This is a genomic window from Streptomyces marispadix, from assembly GCF_022524345.1.
GTDB classification, from domain to species: domain Bacteria; phylum Actinomycetota; class Actinomycetes; order Streptomycetales; family Streptomycetaceae; genus Streptomyces; species Streptomyces marispadix.
The window spans coordinates 3,217,977-3,235,991 of sequence record NZ_JAKWJU010000002.1 but is presented as its reverse complement, the minus strand read 5'-3'; the positions used below and the strand labels follow the sequence as shown (position 1 = coordinate 3,235,991).

Here is an 18,015-nt window from a genome sequence, read left to right as displayed (position 1 = left end):
CGAACGTCCGTACCGCCCGAGGGGTCTCGTGACCGACCACCCAAGCCTTCAGCCATACGTCGACGCCTGGACCGAGTCCATCGAAGCGATATCCGAACTGGTGAGGCCGCTCGCCGAGGGCGAGTGGAACCGGCGCACCGCCTGCCCCGGGTGGTCGGTCCGTGACGTGGTCTCCCACATCATCGGCATGGAGTGTGAACTGCTCGGCGATCCAAGGCCGATCCACACCCTGCCGCGCGATCTGCGCCATGTCGTAGACGAGCCCAGCCGCCACATGGAGATCCAGGTCGATGTGCGGCGGCACCACACGGGCCCGGAGATGACGAGCGAGCTGGAGTACACGATCATCCGCCGCTCCCGGCAGCTTCGTAACGAGAAGCGCGCACCGGACGCCGAGGTACGGGACATCATGCCGGGTGGCTCGAAGATCCCCCTCGAACAGCAGCTCCGCCTCCGTGCGTTCGACGTGTGGGTGCACGAACAGGACCTTCGCCGGGCACTGGGCAAGCCGGGCAATCTCGACTCCGGCGGTGCGACGGTGGCACGGGACCTGATGATCCTCGGGCTGCCGAAGGTGGTCGCCAAGAAGGCGGGCGCACCCAAGCACACGGCGGTCGTCTTCGACGTGAGCGGCCCGATGGAGTTCATGCGGACGGTGCGCGTGGACGCGGACGGGCGCGGCACGGTCGACGGCAGCCCGTCCCTGGGGCCCACGGTCACGCTGTCGCTGGACTGGGAGACCTATCTGCGGCTCGCGGCCGGGCGGGTGCGTGCGGACGCGGTCGCGGACCAGGTGAAGGTCGAGGGCGACGCGAAGCTGGCGAAGGCGATCCTGGAGAACTTCTCCGTCACGCCGTGACGAGCGGCCGTGTGGGCGGGGGCGCGGTGCGTGTGCTGCCGCGCCGCGCCCGCCCCGGCCGACTCGCCCCGCGGACACGGCAGTAGCCCGGCAGGCCGGCACGCCGTGCACCCGTACGTCCCTGAGTCCTCGTCTGCTTGTCAGCGGGAGACGGGGACGTGCACCGCCTCGACCCGGCTCGCGACCACGCGCTCACGCTCACGCCTGTGCGCCCTCTTACGCAGCCGCAGGATCTGCACGAGCCCCAGCGCCTCCAGTACGAAGATGCTCGCGAAGCCGGCGCGGAAGCTGCCGCCTGTGACGTCCAGCAGGACGCCGACCGCCAGCAGCGTCGTCATCGAGGCGGTGAAACCACCCATGTTGACGATCCCCGAGGCCGTGCCCTGACGCTCAGGCGGATTGGCGGGACGGGCGAAGTCGAAGCCGATCATGGACGCCGGGCCGCATGCGCCCAGCACCGCGCACAGCAGCGCCAGCAGCCACATGGGTGCGTGTCCGGGCCAGAGCAGCACCGCGGCCCAGACGGCCGCCGTCGTCGCCACCGTGCCGAGCGCCAGCGGGGCGCGGGCGGCGTGGTGCCGGGAGATCAACTGCCCGTAGACCAGGCCGACCGCCATGTTCGACACCACGACCAGTGTGAGCAGTTCGCCCGCGGTGGCACGGTCGAGGCCCTGCCCCTCGACGAGGAAGGGCATCCCCCACAGCAGCAGGAAGACCATGCCGGGGAACTGCGTCGTGAAGTGCACCCACATGCCCAGCCGGGTGCCCGGCTCCCGCCAGGCACGCAGTATCTGGCGCCGCACATAGCCGCCGCCCGGATGCGGGGCGGGGACCGCGGGGCTCCCCTCCGGACGGTCCTTGAGGAACAGCACGACCAGCACGCCCAGCAGCACGCCGCCCAGCGCGCTGCCCGCGAACGTCGCCGTCCAGCCGAACGCGTCGAGCAGCCGTGCCAGTACGAGCGTCGTGACGAGGTTGCCCGCCATGCCGATGAGGCCCGCGATCTGCGCGATGACGGGACCGCGCCTGGCCGGGAACCAGCGCGCGCCCAGCCGCAGAACGCTGATGAACGTCATCGCGTCGCCGCAGCCGAGCAGCGCACGGCATGCGAGGGCGGCGGCATAGGAGTGGGAGAAGGCGAAGCCGAACTGGCCCGCGGTGAACAGCACCACGCCCAGCGTCAGCACCTTCTTCGTGCCCAGCCTGTCCACCAGCAGCCCGACCGGTATCTGCATCCCCGCGTAGACGAGCAGTTGGAGGATGGAGAAGGTCGACAGCGCCGAGGAGTTGATGTCGAAGCGCTCGGCGGCGTCGAGGGCGGCCACGCCGAGGCTCGTGCGGTAGGTGATGGCTACGAAGTAGACGGTGACGCCCAGGCCCCAGACGGCGGCGGCGCGGGGGCCGCCGGGCGGTTCGCTGTGGACCGTGACGCCCGCGGAGGCCGGTGCGCTCACCGCACACCGCCGTGTACGAGGTCGTGCACCCACGTCACATGGCGGCGTACCGCCTCGGCGGCGGCGTCCGCGTCGCCCGTGCGCACGGCCTCCATGATCTCCGCGTGTTCGGCGATGCTCTTGGCGATCCTGTCCGGCTGCGCGTGCATCATGGCGACGCCCATCCGTAGCTGCCGGTCGCGGAGTTGGTCGTAGAGGCGGGTGAGGATCGCGTTGCCGGTGCTCTTGACGATCTCCGCGTGGAAGCAGCGGTCGCTGAGCGCGAACGCGGTGAGATCGCCGGGCGGCGGCATGTGCCCGCTGCTCCTCCAGCAGCTCCTCCAGCCGCGCGATCAGCCCGGCACGTACCGGCTCCGAGGACTTGCGCACGGCGTGCTGCTCGACGAGCAGCCGCGTCTCCACCACATCGGTGATCTCCTGGGCCGACACCGGCAGCACCAGCGCGCCCTTCTTGGGGTAGAGCTTGATCAGCCCCTCGACCTCCAGGCGCAGCAGCGCCTCCCTCACGGGTGTACGCGATACGCCCACGGCGTCGGCGAGTTCGCCCTCGGTGAGGAGCATGCCGCCCTCGTAACGGCGGTCCAGCACGGCCTCTTTGACGTGTGCGTAGACGCGGTCGGCGGCGGGCTGACGGCGGGCGCCGGCGGTGGGCCCGACGGCCGAAGCGGCGGCCGAACTCGGGCTCTCTGCGGCGGTCTGGGATGTGGTCGCTGCGGTGGGGAGATCGGCGGAAACGGACATGTGCACAGCTTAGATACAACACAGATGCGTGGTTGTCCGCGTCCGCGATGTGGACGCGGCTGCCGGAGCACCGACCCTGACGACCCGATGGCCGGTGCGGCCGGGACGGCCGGGACGGGCGGCAAATTGGTTTGCCGCCGTCCCGGACCGTCGGATAGGAAGCCCACATGCTGAGGGGCGGCAAGGTCGGGCTCAGGGCCAGGCACGAGGACGACATCCCGATACTCCAAGACGAACTCCACGACGACGTGGTCAACGCCTCGCGGGCCGGGAGCGGACCATGGCGGCCGATCGCACTCGGATCGAAGAACTCGCACTTCGTGGTGGACGACAAGGAGCAGGGGCATGTCCCGTTCTCCGTGGTGCAGTTGGACGACGGCACGCTCGTCGGCAGCGCGGTGCTGTGGAACATCGACACCCACAACCGGTCCGCGCACATCGGGCTGGGACTGCGCCCCGCCTCCCGCGGCAAGGGCTACGGCACCGACGTGGTCGCGGTGCTGTGCCACTACGGCTTCGTCGTACGCGGCCTCCAGCGGTTGCAGATCGAGACGCTCTCGGACAACCACGCGATGCTGCGCTCCGCCGAGCGCAACGGCTTCGTACGGGAGGGCGTGCTGCGCTCGGCGGCCTGGGTGATGGGCGAGTTCCTTGACGAGGTGCTGCTCGGGCTCCTCGCCCGGGAGTGGAAGCAGGATTCGCGGGACTAGCGCACGCGGATAGCGCGGGCGCGGGGTGCGCGGCGCGCACATGGGACCGCGAGGACCGCGAGGCTTCGAACGCGCCGCTGCCCGACGCGCCGGTGCCCAACGCGCCGGTGCCGGGCCCCCCGTCGAGGGGCCCGGCACCGAGGGCGGAGGCCGCGGCCGGCGGCCGGAGGCCGGAGAGCCGTCAGGTCCAGGTCATCAGACGCTTGGGGTGCTCCAGCACCGCCGCCACGTCCGCGAGGACCTTCGAGCCCAGTTCGCCATCGATCAGCCGGTGGTCGAAGGCGAGCGCCAGCGTCGTGACATCACGCGGCTTGACCTTGCCCTTGTGCACCCAGGGCTGCTGCCGTACCTGGCCGAAGGCGAGGATGGCGGACTCACCTGGGTTGAGGATCGGCGTGCCCGTGTCGACGCCGAAGACGCCGACGTTGGTGATGGTCACCGTGCCGCCCTGCATCGCCGCCGGGCTGGTCTTGCCCTCCCGTGCGGTGGACACCAACTCGGCCAGCGCCTCCGCCAGTTCGGGAAGGGTCTTGGCGTGGGCGTCCTTGATGTTCGGGACGATCAGGCCCCGCGGTGTGGCCGCAGCGATGCCCAGATTGACGTAGTGCTTCTGGACGATCTCCTGATTCTCCTCGTCCCAGGCGGCGTTGGCCTCCGGATGGCGGCGCAGGGAGACCAGGAACGCCTTGGCGACCAGCAGCAGCGGGTTGATGCGCAGCCCCCGCATGTCCGGGTCCTGCTTCAGCTCCCGTACGAGCTTCATCGTGCGGGTCACGTCGACGGTCACGAACTCCGTGACGTGCGGCGCGGTGAAGGCGCTGCCGACCATGGCCTGGGCGGTGGCCTTGCGTACGCCGCGCACCGGGATACGCGTCTCGCGCTCCCCGGCGCCTGCCGCGGTGCCTGCCGTGGTGTCCGTCCGCGCGGGGGCGGGCGGAGCGGCCGGCGGCGCGGGAGCCGCGGGCGCGGGAACGCGTGCCGCGGCGGGCGCGGCGGCTGCGTGGACGTCCTCACGCGTGATGACGCCGTCCGGGCCGGTCGGCACCACGGTCGCCAGGTCGATGCCCAGGTCCTTGGCGAGCTTGCGCACCGGGGGCTTGGCCAGGGGGCGGCCGGGCGTGCCGGTGCCGGGGGCGGGAGCCGCACCGGATGTGGCGGCGGCGTGACCCGCGTCGCCGCGGTGACCGTTCAACTCGCCCTGCACTGCGCCCTGTACGGACTCCTGCACGGCCTCCCGCACGGGCTGTGTGCCGCCGTCACCGTTGCGCGCGGCGTCCGGCGCGGGCTGCCCCTTGCGAGGGCGGCGCTTCGTGGAGGACTCCGCGACGCCGTAGCCGACCAGCACGGGCTGCCGCTTCTCGCCCTCGCCGGCTTCCGCTGTCTCCCCTTCGCCTTCCGCCCCGCCCACGGGGGCACCGGCCGGTGGTGCGGCCTCCGCGCCGCCCTCACCGCCGAGCGGACCGGCCGAAGGGTCGGTGTCGACGGCGATGATCGCGGTGCCGACGTCGACGGTGGTGCCCTCGGCGAAGCGCAGCTCGTGCACGGCACCGTTGAAGGGGATGGGCAGTTCGACCGCCGCCTTGGCCGTCTCGACCTCGCAGACGACCTGGCCGTCCGTCACCGTGTCACCGGCCTGGACGTACCACTTGAGGATCTCTGCCTCCGTCAGACCCTCACCCACATCGGGCATCTTGAACTCGCGGATGCGGGTCGCGCTCTCAGTCATCGTCACGACTCTCCTCAGTACGCCAGCGCACGGTCGACGGCATCGAGCACCCGGTCGAGACCCGGAAGGTACTCGTCCTCCAACCGGGCCGGCGGATACGGCGCATGGAACCCGCCCACGCGCAGCACCGGGGCCTCCAGGTGGTAGAAGCAGCGCTCCGTGATCCTGGCGGCCACCTCCGAGCCGGTCCCCAGGAATACGGGTGCCTCGTGCACCACCACAAGCCTTCCGGTCCTCTCGACCGACTTCTGGAGGGTGTCGAAGTCGATGGGCGACATCGAGCGCATGTCGACCACTTCGAGCGAACGGCCCTCCTCCTGCGCCGCGGTGGCCGCCTCCAGGCACGTCTTCACCATCGGCCCGTAGGCCGCCAGCGTCAGATCGGTGCCCTGTCGGGCGACGCGTGCCGCGTGCAGGGGCGCGGGGATCGCGGTGGTGTCCACCTCGCCCTTGTCCCAGTAGCGGCGCTTGGGCTCGAAGAAGACGACCGGGTCGTCGCTCTCGATGGACTGGCGCATCATCCAGTACGCGTCCGAAGCGTTCGACGGCGAGACGCACTTGAGACCCGCGACATGTGCGAACAGCGCCTCGGGCGACTCGCTGTGGTGCTCGACGGCTCCGATGCCGCCCGCGTACGGGATGCGGATGACGACGGGCAGCTTGATCTTGCCCAGGGCGCGGGCGTGCATCTTCGCGAGCTGCGTGACGATCTGGTCGTACGCCGGGAAGACGAAACCGTCGAACTGGATCTCCACGACGGGACGGTAGCCCCGCAGCGCGAGCCCGATCGCGGTGCCCACGATCCCGGACTCGGCGAGCGGGGTGTCGATGACCCGCTGCTCGCCGAAGTCCTTCTGGAGGCCGTCCGTGATGCGGAAGACGCCGCCGAGCTTGCCGACGTCCTCCCCCATGACGAGGACCTTCGGGTCGTTCTCCATCGCCGTGCGCAGGGATTCGTTGAGCGCCTTGGCGATGGGCATCTTCCGTACGTCCGGGGTGCCGGACGCGGTGGCGGCAGCGGCGGTGGATGTAGCGGCGGCCATGTCAGCGGCCCTCCCCTGCGGAGTCGGCTGTGACTGGATCTGGTGAGTCGGCGAACGACGCGAGGTACTCGGCGAACTGGGCGCGTTCCTCGTCCACGAGCGCGTGGCCGTCCGCGTAGACGTTCTCGAAGATCGCCATGGTGTCCGGGTCGGGCATGGTGCGGATGGCCTCCCGCACATGCTTGCCCATGGCCTCGCTCTCCTCGTCGATGGAGGCGAAGAACGCCTCGTCGGCGAGCCCGTCCTTCTCCAGATACGTCCGCAGCCGGGCGATGGGGTCCTTCGCCTCCCACTCCGCGCGCTCCTCGTCGCGGCGGTAGCGGGTCGGGTCGTCGGAGGTGGTGTGCGCGCCCATGCGGTAGGTGAACGCCTCGACCAGCATGGGCCCTTCGCCGTTGCGCGCACGCTCGACTGCGGCGCGGGTGACAGCGAGACAGGCCAGTACGTCGTTGCCGTCGACGCGTACGCCGGGGAAGCCGAAGCCCGCCGCGCGCTGGTAGATGGGCACGCGGGACTGGCGTTCGGCGGGCTCGGAGATGGCCCACTGGTTGTTCTGGCAGAAGAAGACGACCGGGGCGTTGTAGACCGCGGAGAAGGTGAACGCCTCCGCCACGTCGCCCTGCGAGGAGGCCCCGTCGCCGAAGTAGGCGACGACGGCCGAGTCGGCGCCGTCGAGGTTGACGCCCATCGCATAGCCGGTGGCGTGCAGGGCCTGGGAGCCGATGACGATCGTGTACAGGTGGAAGTTGTTGGTCGTCGGGTCCCAGCCGCCGTTGTTCACGCCGCGGAACATGCCCAGCAGCTTCGTCGGGTCCACGCCGCGGCACCAGGCGACGCCGTGCTCGCGGTAGGTGGGGAAGACGTAGTCGTCGTCGCGCAGCGCGCGCCCGGAGCCGATCTGCGCCGCCTCCTGGCCCAACAGGGAGGCCCACAGGCCGAGTTCGCCCTGGCGCTGGAGGGACGTCGCCTCGCTGTCGAAGCGGCGGGTGAGGACCATGTCGCGGTACAGGCCGCGCAGTTCCTCCGCCGTCAGATCTATGGCGTAGTCGGGGTGTTCGACGCGCTCGCCCTCAGGCGTCAGAAGCTGTACGAGTTCGGTGCCGGCGGTGCCGTTCGCGTGCGATGCCGCTGCGGTGGCGCCCGTCTTCCGCTTCCGACCGGGCTGCGGTTTCGCGGAACGGGACGCCTTGGCGGCCGACTTGGCAGTCTTCGCGGACTTGGCCGGCTTCTTCGCGCTCGTGGCCGTCTTGGACGTCTTCGCGCTCTTCGCGGCCTTCGCGGGCTTCGAACGCTCCGTGCTCTTGGGCGACTTGGCCGACCTGCCGTTCGCAGTGCCCGTACTGCCCGTACTGCCCGTACTGCCCGTACTGCCCGTACTGCTCGTAGTGCTTGTGCTGCTCGTGCTGGTCGCGCTGCCGGTGCCGCCCTGCGACGGCGCCGACTTCTTGGTGGCGCGCTTGCCTCCGGTGCCGCTGCGGCGCGACGTGCTGCGCGCAGTGCTCTCCACGGTCACGTGTGCTCCTCTTCTGTCCGGCCCCCGGGGTCGCCGGCGGCCTGGGGGTCCCCCGCCCGGAGGCGGAGGGAGGCTCGACCGGTCCCGTACGGCGCACGGGGTGGGTGCGGCACGGACGGCAACCGGACGGTGACGATGTCTCGGTTGAGGCCCGCTGAAGCGGTTCCAGGACTCCATACATGCATGAAGCGCCCCTGACCTGCAACTTTGCTCGGATTTCCAACTAAAGGGACTCGGCGGTCCGAGCAAGCCGAAAGATCGGGGACATCACTGGTCACAGCCTCGCGGGCCTCGCAGAGCCTTCCCCTACGCCTTCGGCGTGGGGAGGCCCCATGCACGGTATCCCGCGGCTCCAGAGTGCGGGAAGGGCGGAGCCGTGACCAGTGTGTGAGACTGAAAAAATGGAAGAAAGCACCCAAATCACTGTCTTCCTGCTCGATGATCACGAGGTGATCCGCCGGGGGGTGCACGAGATGCTGTCGGCGGAACCCGACATCGAGGTGATCGGCGAGACGGACAACGCCGCGGACGCGCTCGACCTCATTCCCGACGCGGCTCCCGACGTCGCCGTACTGGACGTGCGCCTGCCGGACGGCAGCGGCATCGAGGTCTGCCGGGAGCTGCGCTCACGCGCCCCCGAGATCGCCTGCCTGATCCTCACCTCCTTCTCGGACGAGGAGGCGCTCGTGCACGCCGTACTGGCAGGCGCGTCCGGCTACGTGCTGAAGGGCATCCGGGGCAAGGAACTCCAGTCGGCCGTGCGGGACGCCGCAGCGGGGAAGGCGCTGCTCGGCCCGGACGCCGCCCGGCGGGTGGTGGAGCGGCTGCGCCGCGGGGGCGTACGGGAGGGCGGCGGCAGCGGCGACGACAAGCTGGCGTCGCTCACCGCGCAGGAGCGGATCATCCTCGATCTGATCGGAGCGGGCATGACCAACCGCGCCATCGGCGAGGAGCTGAACCTGGCCGAGAAGACGATCAAGAACTATGTGTCGCAGCTTCTGTCGAAGCTCGGCATGGAGCGCAGGACGCAGGCGGCGGCGTATGTGGCCCGGATGAGGGCGGGGCAGGAAGGTACGGACGAGCCGCAGGGGCTGTGAGTCCGCCGAGAGTCCGTGCGGTGTGCGCGGCTACGCAGCCACCGCGCGCCCGGTGCGGCATGTGCGGCCCGTAGCACCCGGCCCCCGGCCGAGGCTCAAGTCCCGGTGCGGACGCGGCCGTTCGGGCCACCGGCTCGGACGCTCCGGCTCGTGCTCAGATCACCGACCGGGCCGGGACTGCCCGGCTCGGGCTGGCGCGGTGTGCTCAGGTCACGGGGCGTGCTCAGATCACCGGCTTGGACCGTCCGGTCACTCCTCGGGCCCTCCGGGACCACCCTCGCCGCCGGTCTCCGCGCCGCCGATGTCGCCGGACGGCGACTGGGTGGGCGTGTTCGTCGGCCCGCCGGTGTTGCCGCCGGTGTTGCCGCCCTGGCCGCCGCCGGTCTCCGTCTCGCTCGGCGAGCCCGTCGGCTCGTCCGACGGCGAACTCTCGGTCTCGCTGGGCGTCGTCTGCGACGGCGTCTCGCTCGGCGTCTCCTCGCCGGTGTCGCCCGTGGTCGTACCGGGCTCCTGCTCGGTCTCCGTCGGCGTCGGGGTCGGCTTCTCCTTGGTCTTCTTGTCCTTCGGCTCCGACGTGGAGGAGTCCGGCTTGGTGTCGTTGTCGCCTTCGCTGCCGTCGTACGTCGCCGCGAAGTAGATCCCGGCGGCCACCGCGATCACGGCGACGAACGCGATGAAGGCGTACTTCAGCCCGCCGCCGCCACGGCCGTTACGGTGCGGTCCGCCCTCGAAGCCGCCGTCGTCGCGGTCGGGTGCGCCCATCAGCATCGGCGGTGCGAGCTGCGAGGTCTCTCCGTGCGCCGGGTGCTGGCGGGCGTCGAGGCCGGGGACGCCCATCGCCGGGGTGGAGGCGCCCGCGTGAGCCACAGGGCCGGTGTTCCATGCGCCGCCGGTGTGGCTGCCCTGCTCGTGCAGCATCCGCAGCGCGTACTGCGCGAGGCCGCGCATCTCCTCCGCGCTCTGGAAGCGGTCGTCCGGGTCCTTCGCGAGCGCCCGCATCACCAGGCCGTCGAGCTCGGGCGGCACGGTCTCGGAGGACTCCGAAGGGGGCGCGGCCTCGTCCTGCACATGCTGATAGACGACCGACAGCGGGGTCTCACCCGTGAACGGCGGTCTGAGCGTGAGCAGTTCGTAGAGGAGGCAGCCCGTGGCGTAGAGGTCGGAGCGGATGTCGACGGTCTTGCCGAGCGCCTGCTCCGGGGAGAGGTACTGCGGTGTGCCCATCACCATGCCGGTCTGCGTCATGGTGTTGGAGGCGCCGTGCAGGGCGCGGGCGATGCCGAAGTCCATCACCTTCACCGCGCCGGTGTTGGTGATGATGACGTTCGCGGGCTTGATGTCGCGGTGCACGATGCCGTGCTGATGGCTGTAGGCCAGGGCCTCCAGGACGCCGGAGACGATGATCAGCGCCTGGTCGGGCGGCGGCGCCTCGGCGTTCATCAGCAGGTCGCGGATCGTACGGCCCTCGACCAGCTCCATCACGATGTACGGAGTGACGTTGCCGCCGATCGTCTCCTCGCCGGAGTCGTAGACCGCGACGACCGCGTGGTGGTTGAGGCCCGCGACGGACTGTGCCTCGCGCGTGAAGCGGGCCTTGGAGACCGGGTCCTCGGCGAGGTCGGAACGCAGCAGCTTCACCGCGACCGTACGGCCCAGACGCAGATCCTCGGCGGCGAAGACCTCCGCCATGCCGCCACGGCCGAGGCGGTGCGTGAGGCGGTAACGGCCGTCGCCGACGAGGCCGTTGTTGCCCCACAGCTCCGGCGATTCGGCCATGGAGCCGCCCATGGCGTCGGGGTCGGAGGGACCCCCGCCGGCCTGCGTCTGTGCCATCTGTCCTCGCCGTGGATCGAAATGCCGTCATGCCGTGGGTCGCGCGGTGCCTACCCCCTGACTCTCGGCTCATGCCGGACGCCCCGGAGTCGGCCCGTATCGCTTTGGAGGCTACAGGCTCGCGGGAGTCGCATGGATGGGGACGGATCAGCCATCCAATCGGCTGCGGTGCCCGGCTGGCAAGTTCGCAGGCGACGGCCCCGGGGCCTCGTGGGACAGGCTGAAAGGCGCCCCCGCGTCACGCCCGTGCCGGGTGGTGCACAAGGGGGCCAGAGGCACAAGAGTCCGCAACGGTTACGGAGCGGTTGAGCCGCCACAGTTGCGGTCACAGGTTGCGCATCGGGTTACGGAACGGGCACTGCGCTTGACGTAGGAGAGCCCTCCGGCAGACTTGAGCGCGTACCGGGACCGTAGGGACCGGTGTCTGGGTCATCGAGAATCAGTGAGCTTCCGGGGCTGAAAATCTGCCCTGAAACAAGAACTGTGCGGGGGCATGCCGCCGAGGGGGAGCAGTCAGAGATGAGTGACGACGGCGGACAGGCATCCGCGGAGTACGCGGGCCGCACGGTCGGAGGCGGCCGTTTCCAGTTGCAGAGCCTGCTCGGCGCCGGCATGGCCTCGGTCTATCTCGCTTACGACTCCGTTCTCGACCGCAAGGTCGCGGTCAAGACCCTCCACACCGAGCTGGGACGCGAGCAGTCCTTCCGTGAGCGCTTCCGCCGCGAGGCACAGGCTGTCGCGAAGCTCACACACACCAACATCGTCTCGGTCTTCGACTCCGGCGAGGACGAGATAGACGGCTCGATGGTGCCGTACATCGTCATGGAGTACGTCGAGGGCAAGCCGCTGCGCTCCGTACTGGACGAGGACATCGCGCAGTTCGGCGCGATGCCCGCCGAGAAGGCGCTGAAGATCACCGGCGATGTGCTGGCGGCTCTCGAGGTCAGCCATGAGATGGGGCTGGTGCACCGGGACATCAAACCCGGCAACGTGATGATCACCAAGCGTGGTGTCGTCAAGGTCATGGACTTCGGCATCGCACGTGCCATGCAGTCCGGGGTCACGTCGATGACGCAGACCGGCATGGTCGTGGGCACCCCCCAGTACCTCTCGCCCGAGCAGGCGCTGGGGCGCGGCGTCGACGCCCGTTCCGACCTCTACTCGGTCGGCATCATGCTCTTCGAACTCCTCACCGGGCGGCTGCCGTTCGACGCCGACTCCCCGCTGGCCATCGCATACGCACATGTCCAGGAGGAGGCGCCCACGCCGTCGGCGATCAACCAGTCGCTGACGCCCGCCGTCGACGCGCTGGTGGCGCGGACGCTGCGGAAGAACCCCAACGAGCGCTTCCCCTCCGCGGAGACGATGCTCGGCGAGTGCACGCGGGTCGCGGGGCAGGCTGCGGCCGCCGGTGCCTCCCCGTCCATCGTCCCGGGCGGGGCGCCCGCGCAGAGCGGCGCCGGCGTCGGGCAGGCGGTCTTCCCGCAGGTCGGGGAGGGCGGGCCGCCGCCGGGGCAGCAGCAGTACCAGCCGCAGTACGGCTTCGGGCCGTCGACGCCTCCGCCGCCCGCCACCGGGCCGATGGGCCAGTACCCGCCGGGAGCGCCGTCGCCTTACGGGGCGCAGCCGGGCCAGGGCCAGCACACCCCGCCGCCGTACACGCTGTCGCCGCAGCCCTCCGGCGGAGGCGGCGGCCGTAAGAGCAACACCCCAGTGATCGTGGGCTCGGCGGTCGCCGTGCTAGTGGCGATCACGGCGGTGATCATCGCGTTCGTGCTGACGAACCCCGGAGACAAGAAGGCGGACGACAAGCCCTCTGCCACGGCGGTGCCGGAGACCGAGGCGCCCGCGCCCGAGACCAGCGAGGAAGAGGGCGAGGACGAGGGCGTAAGCGGCTTCAAGCCCGAGGACAAGTCCAAGACGATCGAGACCACGCGCTGCACCGACGCGTCCGACAGCTACTCGGACGCGGGCAAGAAGATCGTGCCGGACTTCACCTACAAGAACCTTGACTCGGTGAAGAAGTGCATCAAGGCCGCGGGCTGGAAGCTCGGGGAGATCTCACACGAGGACGAGAACATCTGGGGCAAGAACATGGTTCTTGAGCAGTCCCCCGATGGCATCGAGTATCTGGACCCGGAGAAGGACAAGATCGACCTGACCGTCTCCACCGGTAAGCCCGCCGACTGACGGCATCGCCCGGTCCCGGCCGTAGCGTTTCCGGTCGCCGCGGCCGACGGGACGCCCGGCCGCCTGCCGAGGCCGCCGAACGGCCGCCTCCGACCGGCCTGTTGGTCCGGTCTCCGAGACAGGGGCGCCCGACGCGCACCGCACGCGTTGGGCGCCCCGTTTTTGTCGCCGGGTCGTCGTCCCTGGGCTGTCGTCCCTGGGCTGTCGTCCACTGGGTGTCGTCCACGGGTTTTCATCGGTGCGCGGGCGCGGGCGCGGGCGTGCACGTGGACGTCGACGTTGGCGGGCGGCGATCGCCCGGGGCCGTGTCAGTCCTCGGTGGACGCCGCGGGCTGCGCGGGCCGGCGCACCTCCACCGTGCGGAAGCGGTCGGCGACGAACGCACCGTCGCACAGCGCGGCGTTCGCAGCCGGATTGCCGCCCGAGCCGTGGAAGTCGGAGAACGCGGCGGTCTGGTTCACATACACCCCTCCGGTGAGGTTGAGCGAGAGCTGCGCGCACTCGTCCAGGCACGCCTCCTCGATCAGGCGCTCGGCGGCCGGTGACGTCGTATACGCGCCGACCGTCATCGCGCCCTTCTCCCGTACGGTCCTGCGCAGCAGCGCCACGGCGTCGGCGGTGGAGTCCACGGCGACCGCGAAGGAGACCGGCCCGAAGCACTCGGAGAAGCACACGGCCTCGGACTCCGGCTTCGCCGACTCCAGCTTGACGATCACGGGCGTACGCACCGTCGCGCCGGGGAAGTCGGGATGCTCCACCGCCCGGGATTCCAGGGCCACTTCGCCCGTCGAGCCCGCCGACTCCACGCGCTCACGCACCTGTTCGTTGACGATGGCGCCCAGGATGGCGTTCGCGCGGGCGTCGTCGCCCAGCAACTTGCCCACGGCGGTGGCCAGATCGGCGACCACCTCGTCGTAGGACTTCTCTCCCCGCGTCCGTGCTGATGCCGTTCCTTGGGATCAGCAGATTCTGCGGGGTGGTGCACATCTGGCCGCTGTAGAGCGACAGCGAGAAGGCGAGATTGCCGAGCATGCCCTTGTAATCGTCCGTCGAGTCGACGATCACGGTGTTGACCCCCGCCTTCTCCGTGAAGACGCGGGCCTGGCGGGCGTTGCTCTCCAGCCAGTCGCCGAAGGCCGTGGAGCCCGTGTAGTCGATGATGCGGATCTCCGGGCGTACGGCCAGCTCCTTCGCGATGCCCTCGCCTTCGCGCTCGGCGGCCAGCGCGACGAGATTCGCCTCGAAGCCCGCCTCCGTCAGCACCTCACGGGCGATGCGCACCGTCAGCGCCAGCGGCAGCACCGCACGCGGATGGGGCTTGACCAGCACCGGATTGCCGGTGGCGAGGGAGGCGAAGAAGCCCGGATAGCCGTTCCACGTCGGGAAGGTGTTGCAGCCGATCAGCAGCGATACGCCGCGGCCGACCGCCGTGAACCGCTTGCCCAGCTCCAGCGGATCGCGCTTGCCCTGCGGCTTGGACCAGTCGGCGGCCTCCGGGGTGCGCACCTGCTCCGCGAAGGCGTAGGCCACGGCCTCCATCCCGCGGTCCTGCGCATGCGGGCCACCGGCCTGGAACGCCATCATGAACGCCTGCCCGCTGGTGTGCATCACCGCGTGGGCGAACTCATGCGTACGGGCGCTGATACGGGCCAGGATCTCCAGGCACACCGCCGCCCTCGCCTCGGGCCCCGCCTCGCGCCACGCGGGCATCGCCTTGCGCATCTCGGGCAGCAGCACATCGATGTCGGGGCGCGGATACTCGATGCCCAACTCCAGGCCGTACGGCGAGACTTCGGTCGCCGTCCAGCCGCCGCTGGGGCCCGCGGCGCCCGGCTGGCCCTCGATCTCGAACCGGCTGCCGCGCAGCGCGTCGAAGGCGGCCTGGCCCTGCCCGGCGCTCAGCGAACCGGCGATGCCCGAATCCTCCCCGTACGCCTTGGGGTGCTCGGGGTGGGGCGACCAGTACTCCCGGGTGCGGATCGCCTCAAGCGCACGGTCGAGCGTGGGCCGATGCCTCTCGATCAGCCGGGCCACGGGGAGCGCGGCCTCCCCGGCCGGCCCCTGCGTGCTCGCGGACGATGTCGCTGACGTGCTCGCGGACGGGGTCACTGGTGCGGTCACGGAAGACCAACTCCTCGTCGGGCTGGGCATGGTGGCTTGCTGACGCTGTGCCGCGCCGCGCTGTCCCGCCCTGCCCGGCCCGCCCGGCCCGATGCCCGGGCGGGCGCCGGACGTGCGGCCCCGTACCACTGCACGATCTGGGAAGCTGTGCGGTCCCGCACGGCTGCGCGGGCTGTCGTCAGCGCGGCGACAGGTAGATACTGCTACCGAACGATCGGTCGGTGCAAGGGGGACGGTGAGCCTGTGGAAAACGCCGATAGCATCGGCCGCATGCCGGTCAAGCGCGACACCTACACGCCAGATTCGCTGCTGAAAGTGGCCGTGGAGGTGTTCATCGAGCGCGGTTACGACGGCACGTCGATGGAGCATCTGTCTCAGGCCGCCGGCATCTCCAAGTCGTCGATCTACCACCACGTAAGGGGCAAGGAGGAGCTGCTGCGCCGGGCCATAAGCCGCGCGCTCAGCGGGCTCTTCGGCGTCCTCGACGAGCCCCGTGCCCGCGAGGGCCGAGCGATCGACCGGCTGGAGCACGTCACCCGGCGCACGGTCGAGGTGCTGATGGCTGAGCTGCCGTATGTGACGCTGCTGCTGCGTGTGCGGGGCAACACCGACACCGAGCGGTGGGCGATGGCCCGTCGCCGCGAGTTCGACCAGCGGGTCTCGGAGCTGCTGAAGCAGGCCGTGGCGGACGGCGATCTGCGGGCCGACGTCGACGTGCGGCTGGCGACCAGGCTGCTCTTCGGCATGATCAACTCCATCGTGGAGTGGTACCGGCCCTCGCGTGCGGGGCGCGGCGGCGCCGCCACCAGCGACGAGGTCGCGGAGGCCGTCGTACGCACCGCGTTCGCGGGCCTGCGCAACTGAACCGCCCGCGGGGAGGGGCAGGCACCGTCCGGCACCTCGCCGTCGCCGTCCCGCCGTCGCCCGTGCCGATCACGTGACGCCCGCACCCGCCCGTACGGCTCAGCCCGTGGGCCCCGGCAGCGGATCGACGAGTACGCCCGGATTGAGGATGCCACGCGGGTCGAGCGCCGACTTTGCCGCCCGCAGTGCGAGCGCGAAGGGCTCCGGACGCTGCCGGTCGTAGCCGGGCCGGTGGTCCCTGCCGACGGCGTGATGGTGGGTGACCGTGGCGCCGTGCCGGGCGAGGATCTCCATCGCGGCGGTCTTGATCTCGTCCCACATGGCCGCCTCCCGGCCTCGTCGCCCGGCGGCGATCACCGTGAAGTACGGGGCCGGGCCGTCCGGATAGACGTGCGTCAGGCGGCAGTTGACGAGCCCCGCGCTGCCGGTGATCTCCTCGACGGCGGCGCCGATGCCGGTCCGTACCTCCTCGTAGAGGGCCGGGAAGCGGTCCCAGGTGCAGGCCGTCTCGAACGTCTCGGTGATCGCGCTCATCCGCGCCAGCCCGTCCCGCACATAGGGCATGCGCAGGAAGGCGGAGCGCCAGGCGCCCACGGCGTCGCCGCTTCCAGCCGCCGCGCTGCCGTCACCGCTCTGGCCCGTCGCCGGTGTATCCGGCGCATCCGGCCCGCTCGGCGCGGGGACGCTGCCGCCCAAGTCGGCGGCCAGCGCGAGCAGTTCGGCGAGCTGCCCGTCCACCGGGCGGTGCGCCGACTCCACGCCCAGCACCAGCACGCTCTCCCCGTGGTGCGCGGCGCCGGAGAGTGCGGCCTCGCCCGGGTCCAGCAGGCGGCAGTTGGCCGGGTGCAGCCCGGACTGGGAGACCGCCCGTACGGCCTCGGCAGCCGCCGCGAAGTCCGTGAAGCGGACGGCGGCCGACGCCTTGTGCACCGGACGGTCCTGAAGCCGCATCCACGCCTCGGTGATCACTCCCAGCGTCCCCTCGGAGCCGAGGAAGAGCCGGTCCGGGGACGGGCCGGCGCCCGAGCCGGGCAGCCGCCAGGACTCCGACGTCCCGGCGGGGGTGACGACGCGCATCGACTCCACGAAGTCGTCGATGTGCGTGTGCAGCGTCGCGTAGTGGCCGCCCGCGCGGGTGGCCAGCCAGCCGCCGAGCGTGGAGAACTCGAAGCTCTGCGGGAAGTGCCGCAGCGTCAGCCCTCCGCCGTGGGCACGTAGTTGCTCCTCCAGGTCGGGCCCCAGGACACCGGCCTGGATACGGGCGGCCCTGCTCGCGGTGTCGACCTCCAGCACCCGGTCCATCGCGGAGAGGTCGAGGGAGAGGACGGCGGCGTGGCCGCCGCCGCGGTACTCGACGCCGCCGACGACCGAGCTGCCGCCCCCGAAGGGGATCGCGGCGACGTTCGCCGTGGCCGCCCAGTCGAGCAGGTCCACCAGCTCCGTCTCGGTGCGGGGGAAGGCCACGAGGTCGGGGGCGGCGGCCAGATCGCCGTGCAGGGCGCGTACGACGTCCCGGTAGGCCTTGCCGTAGGTGTGGGCGGCGCGTTCCTCCGGGTCGTGGGAGAACAGCGGGGCGAGTGAGCCGGGCGGTGCGATCCGGGGCGGCGCGAGATCGATGCCGCCGAGATCCGGGACGGGCAGCGGCTCGGCCGGGAGGCCGGGGATCAGCGAGGCGAGGGCGGCGCACTCGCCGTCCGGGAGCGCCTGGTCCGTACGGCCCCAGCCCCACCAGGACCTGGCGGTGGCGCTCTTGCGGCGCGGGGCGTGCCGGGTGTCCGTCATGGGGGAGCCTTTCGTGTCCGGGCCTGAGCGTGTGTCCGGGCCTGAGCGTGTGTCCGGGCCTGGGCCTGTGCTTCTTTCCGTG

General features: G+C 71.0%; 11 protein-coding genes and 2 pseudogenes. 5 read left to right on the top strand and 8 right to left on the bottom strand.

The annotated features are described in order from the left end of the window. Nucleotides 1-28 precede the first annotated feature (28 nt). Nucleotides 29-859, top strand: a complete 831-nt coding sequence (locus MMA15_RS13470; RefSeq protein ID WP_241059774.1) for a maleylpyruvate isomerase family mycothiol-dependent enzyme — start codon at nt 29-31, stop codon at nt 857-859. Between the two features lie 140 nt (nt 860-999). Here MMA15_RS13470 and MMA15_RS13465 read toward each other — a convergent pair whose 3' ends face one another. Together MMA15_RS13465 and MMA15_RS13460 are read right to left on the bottom strand one after the other, a co-directional pair. Next, a complete protein-coding gene (locus tag MMA15_RS13465; RefSeq protein WP_241059773.1) occupies nt 1,000-2,313 on the bottom strand; it encodes an MFS transporter in 1,314 nt (437 codons plus the stop codon). Then, nucleotides 2,310-3,054 (bottom strand): annotated as a pseudogene (locus MMA15_RS13460) (GntR family transcriptional regulator). The gene MMA15_RS13465 and the pseudogene MMA15_RS13460 overlap by 4 nt, the downstream one beginning before the upstream one ends. Before the next feature lie 167 nt (nt 3,055-3,221). On the opposite strand from MMA15_RS13460, the gene MMA15_RS13455 reads away from it, so the two are divergent. Beyond that, the gene (locus MMA15_RS13455; protein WP_241059771.1) at nt 3,222-3,764 is read left to right on the top strand and encodes a GNAT family N-acetyltransferase; all 543 of its coding nucleotides are present in this window, start codon (nt 3,222-3,224) and stop codon (nt 3,762-3,764) included. A gap of 181 nt (nt 3,765-3,945) precedes the next feature. On the opposite strand, the gene MMA15_RS13450 is transcribed toward MMA15_RS13455, so the two are convergent. Genes MMA15_RS13450 through pdhA form a run of 3 tightly spaced genes read right to left on the bottom strand, consistent with a single transcriptional unit; the run spans nt 3,946 to nt 8,046 of the window. Beyond that, nucleotides 3,946-5,490 (bottom strand): dihydrolipoamide acetyltransferase family protein, encoded by a 1,545-nt coding sequence (locus MMA15_RS13450; protein WP_241059769.1) that lies wholly within the window; start codon nt 5,488-5,490, stop codon nt 3,946-3,948. Between the two features lie 14 nt (nt 5,491-5,504). After that, nucleotides 5,505-6,533, bottom strand: a complete 1,029-nt coding sequence (locus tag MMA15_RS13445; RefSeq protein WP_241059767.1) for an alpha-ketoacid dehydrogenase subunit beta — start codon at nt 6,531-6,533, stop codon at nt 5,505-5,507. A 1-nt stretch (nt 6,534) separates the two neighbouring features. Beyond that, complete coding sequence (pdhA, locus tag MMA15_RS13440; RefSeq protein ID WP_241059765.1) at nt 6,535-8,046, bottom strand: pyruvate dehydrogenase (acetyl-transferring) E1 component subunit alpha; 1,512 nt, start codon at nt 8,044-8,046, stop codon at nt 6,535-6,537. Between the two features lie 401 nt (nt 8,047-8,447). Here pdhA and MMA15_RS13435 point away from each other — a divergent pair, with 401 nt between their 5' ends. Beyond that, the gene (locus tag MMA15_RS13435) at nt 8,448-9,143 is read left to right on the top strand and encodes a response regulator (RefSeq protein ID WP_241059764.1); all 696 of its coding nucleotides are present in this window, start codon (nt 8,448-8,450) and stop codon (nt 9,141-9,143) included. Nucleotides 9,144-9,392: 249 nt separating this feature from the next. Here MMA15_RS13435 and MMA15_RS13430 read toward each other — a convergent pair whose 3' ends face one another. Continuing rightward, complete coding sequence (locus MMA15_RS13430; RefSeq protein ID WP_241059763.1) at nt 9,393-10,976, bottom strand: protein kinase domain-containing protein; 1,584 nt, start codon at nt 10,974-10,976, stop codon at nt 9,393-9,395. Nucleotides 10,977-11,495: 519 nt separating this feature from the next. Here MMA15_RS13430 and MMA15_RS13425 point away from each other — a divergent pair. Next, complete coding sequence (locus MMA15_RS13425) at nt 11,496-13,166, top strand: protein kinase domain-containing protein (RefSeq protein WP_241059762.1); 1,671 nt, start codon at nt 11,496-11,498, stop codon at nt 13,164-13,166. Between the two features lie 308 nt (nt 13,167-13,474). Here MMA15_RS13425 and paaN read toward each other — a convergent pair. Next, nucleotides 13,475-15,200, bottom strand: a pseudogene (gene paaN, locus MMA15_RS13420) (phenylacetic acid degradation protein PaaN). Nucleotides 15,201-15,557: 357 nt separating this feature from the next. Here paaN and MMA15_RS13415 point away from each other — a divergent pair. Further along, complete coding sequence (locus MMA15_RS13415) at nt 15,558-16,151, top strand: TetR/AcrR family transcriptional regulator (protein WP_241059761.1); 594 nt, start codon at nt 15,558-15,560, stop codon at nt 16,149-16,151. A gap of 99 nt (nt 16,152-16,250) precedes the next feature. Here MMA15_RS13415 and MMA15_RS13410 read toward each other — a convergent pair whose 3' ends face one another. Beyond that, nucleotides 16,251-17,933 carry an FAD-binding oxidoreductase gene (locus MMA15_RS13410; RefSeq protein WP_241059760.1) on the bottom strand — a complete coding sequence of 561 codons (1,683 nt, stop codon included), beginning with the start codon at nt 17,931-17,933 and terminating at the stop codon, nt 16,251-16,253. Between the last annotated feature and the right edge of the window lie 82 nt (nt 17,934-18,015).

What these genes read in the sequence shown, in the direction of transcription:
- MMA15_RS13415 (WP_241059761.1), top strand. Translation starts at nt 15,558, where the DNA reads ATGCCGGTCAAGCGCGACACCTACACGCCAGATTCGCTGCTGAAAGTG.
- MMA15_RS13410 (WP_241059760.1), bottom strand. Translation starts at nt 17,933, where the DNA reads ATGACGGACACCCGGCACGCCCCGCGCCGCAAGAGCGCCACCGCCAGG.
- MMA15_RS13435 (WP_241059764.1), top strand. Translation starts at nt 8,448, where the DNA reads ATGGAAGAAAGCACCCAAATCACTGTCTTCCTGCTCGATGATCACGAG.
- MMA15_RS13425 (WP_241059762.1), top strand. Translation starts at nt 11,496, where the DNA reads ATGAGTGACGACGGCGGACAGGCATCCGCGGAGTACGCGGGCCGCACG.
- MMA15_RS13450 (WP_241059769.1), bottom strand. Translation starts at nt 5,490, where the DNA reads ATGACTGAGAGCGCGACCCGCATCCGCGAGTTCAAGATGCCCGATGTG.
- MMA15_RS13430 (WP_241059763.1), bottom strand. Translation starts at nt 10,976, where the DNA reads ATGGCACAGACGCAGGCCGGCGGGGGTCCCTCCGACCCCGACGCCATG.
- MMA15_RS13455 (WP_241059771.1), top strand. Translation starts at nt 3,222, where the DNA reads ATGCTGAGGGGCGGCAAGGTCGGGCTCAGGGCCAGGCACGAGGACGAC.
- MMA15_RS13445 (WP_241059767.1), bottom strand. Translation starts at nt 6,533, where the DNA reads ATGGCCGCCGCTACATCCACCGCCGCTGCCGCCACCGCGTCCGGCACC.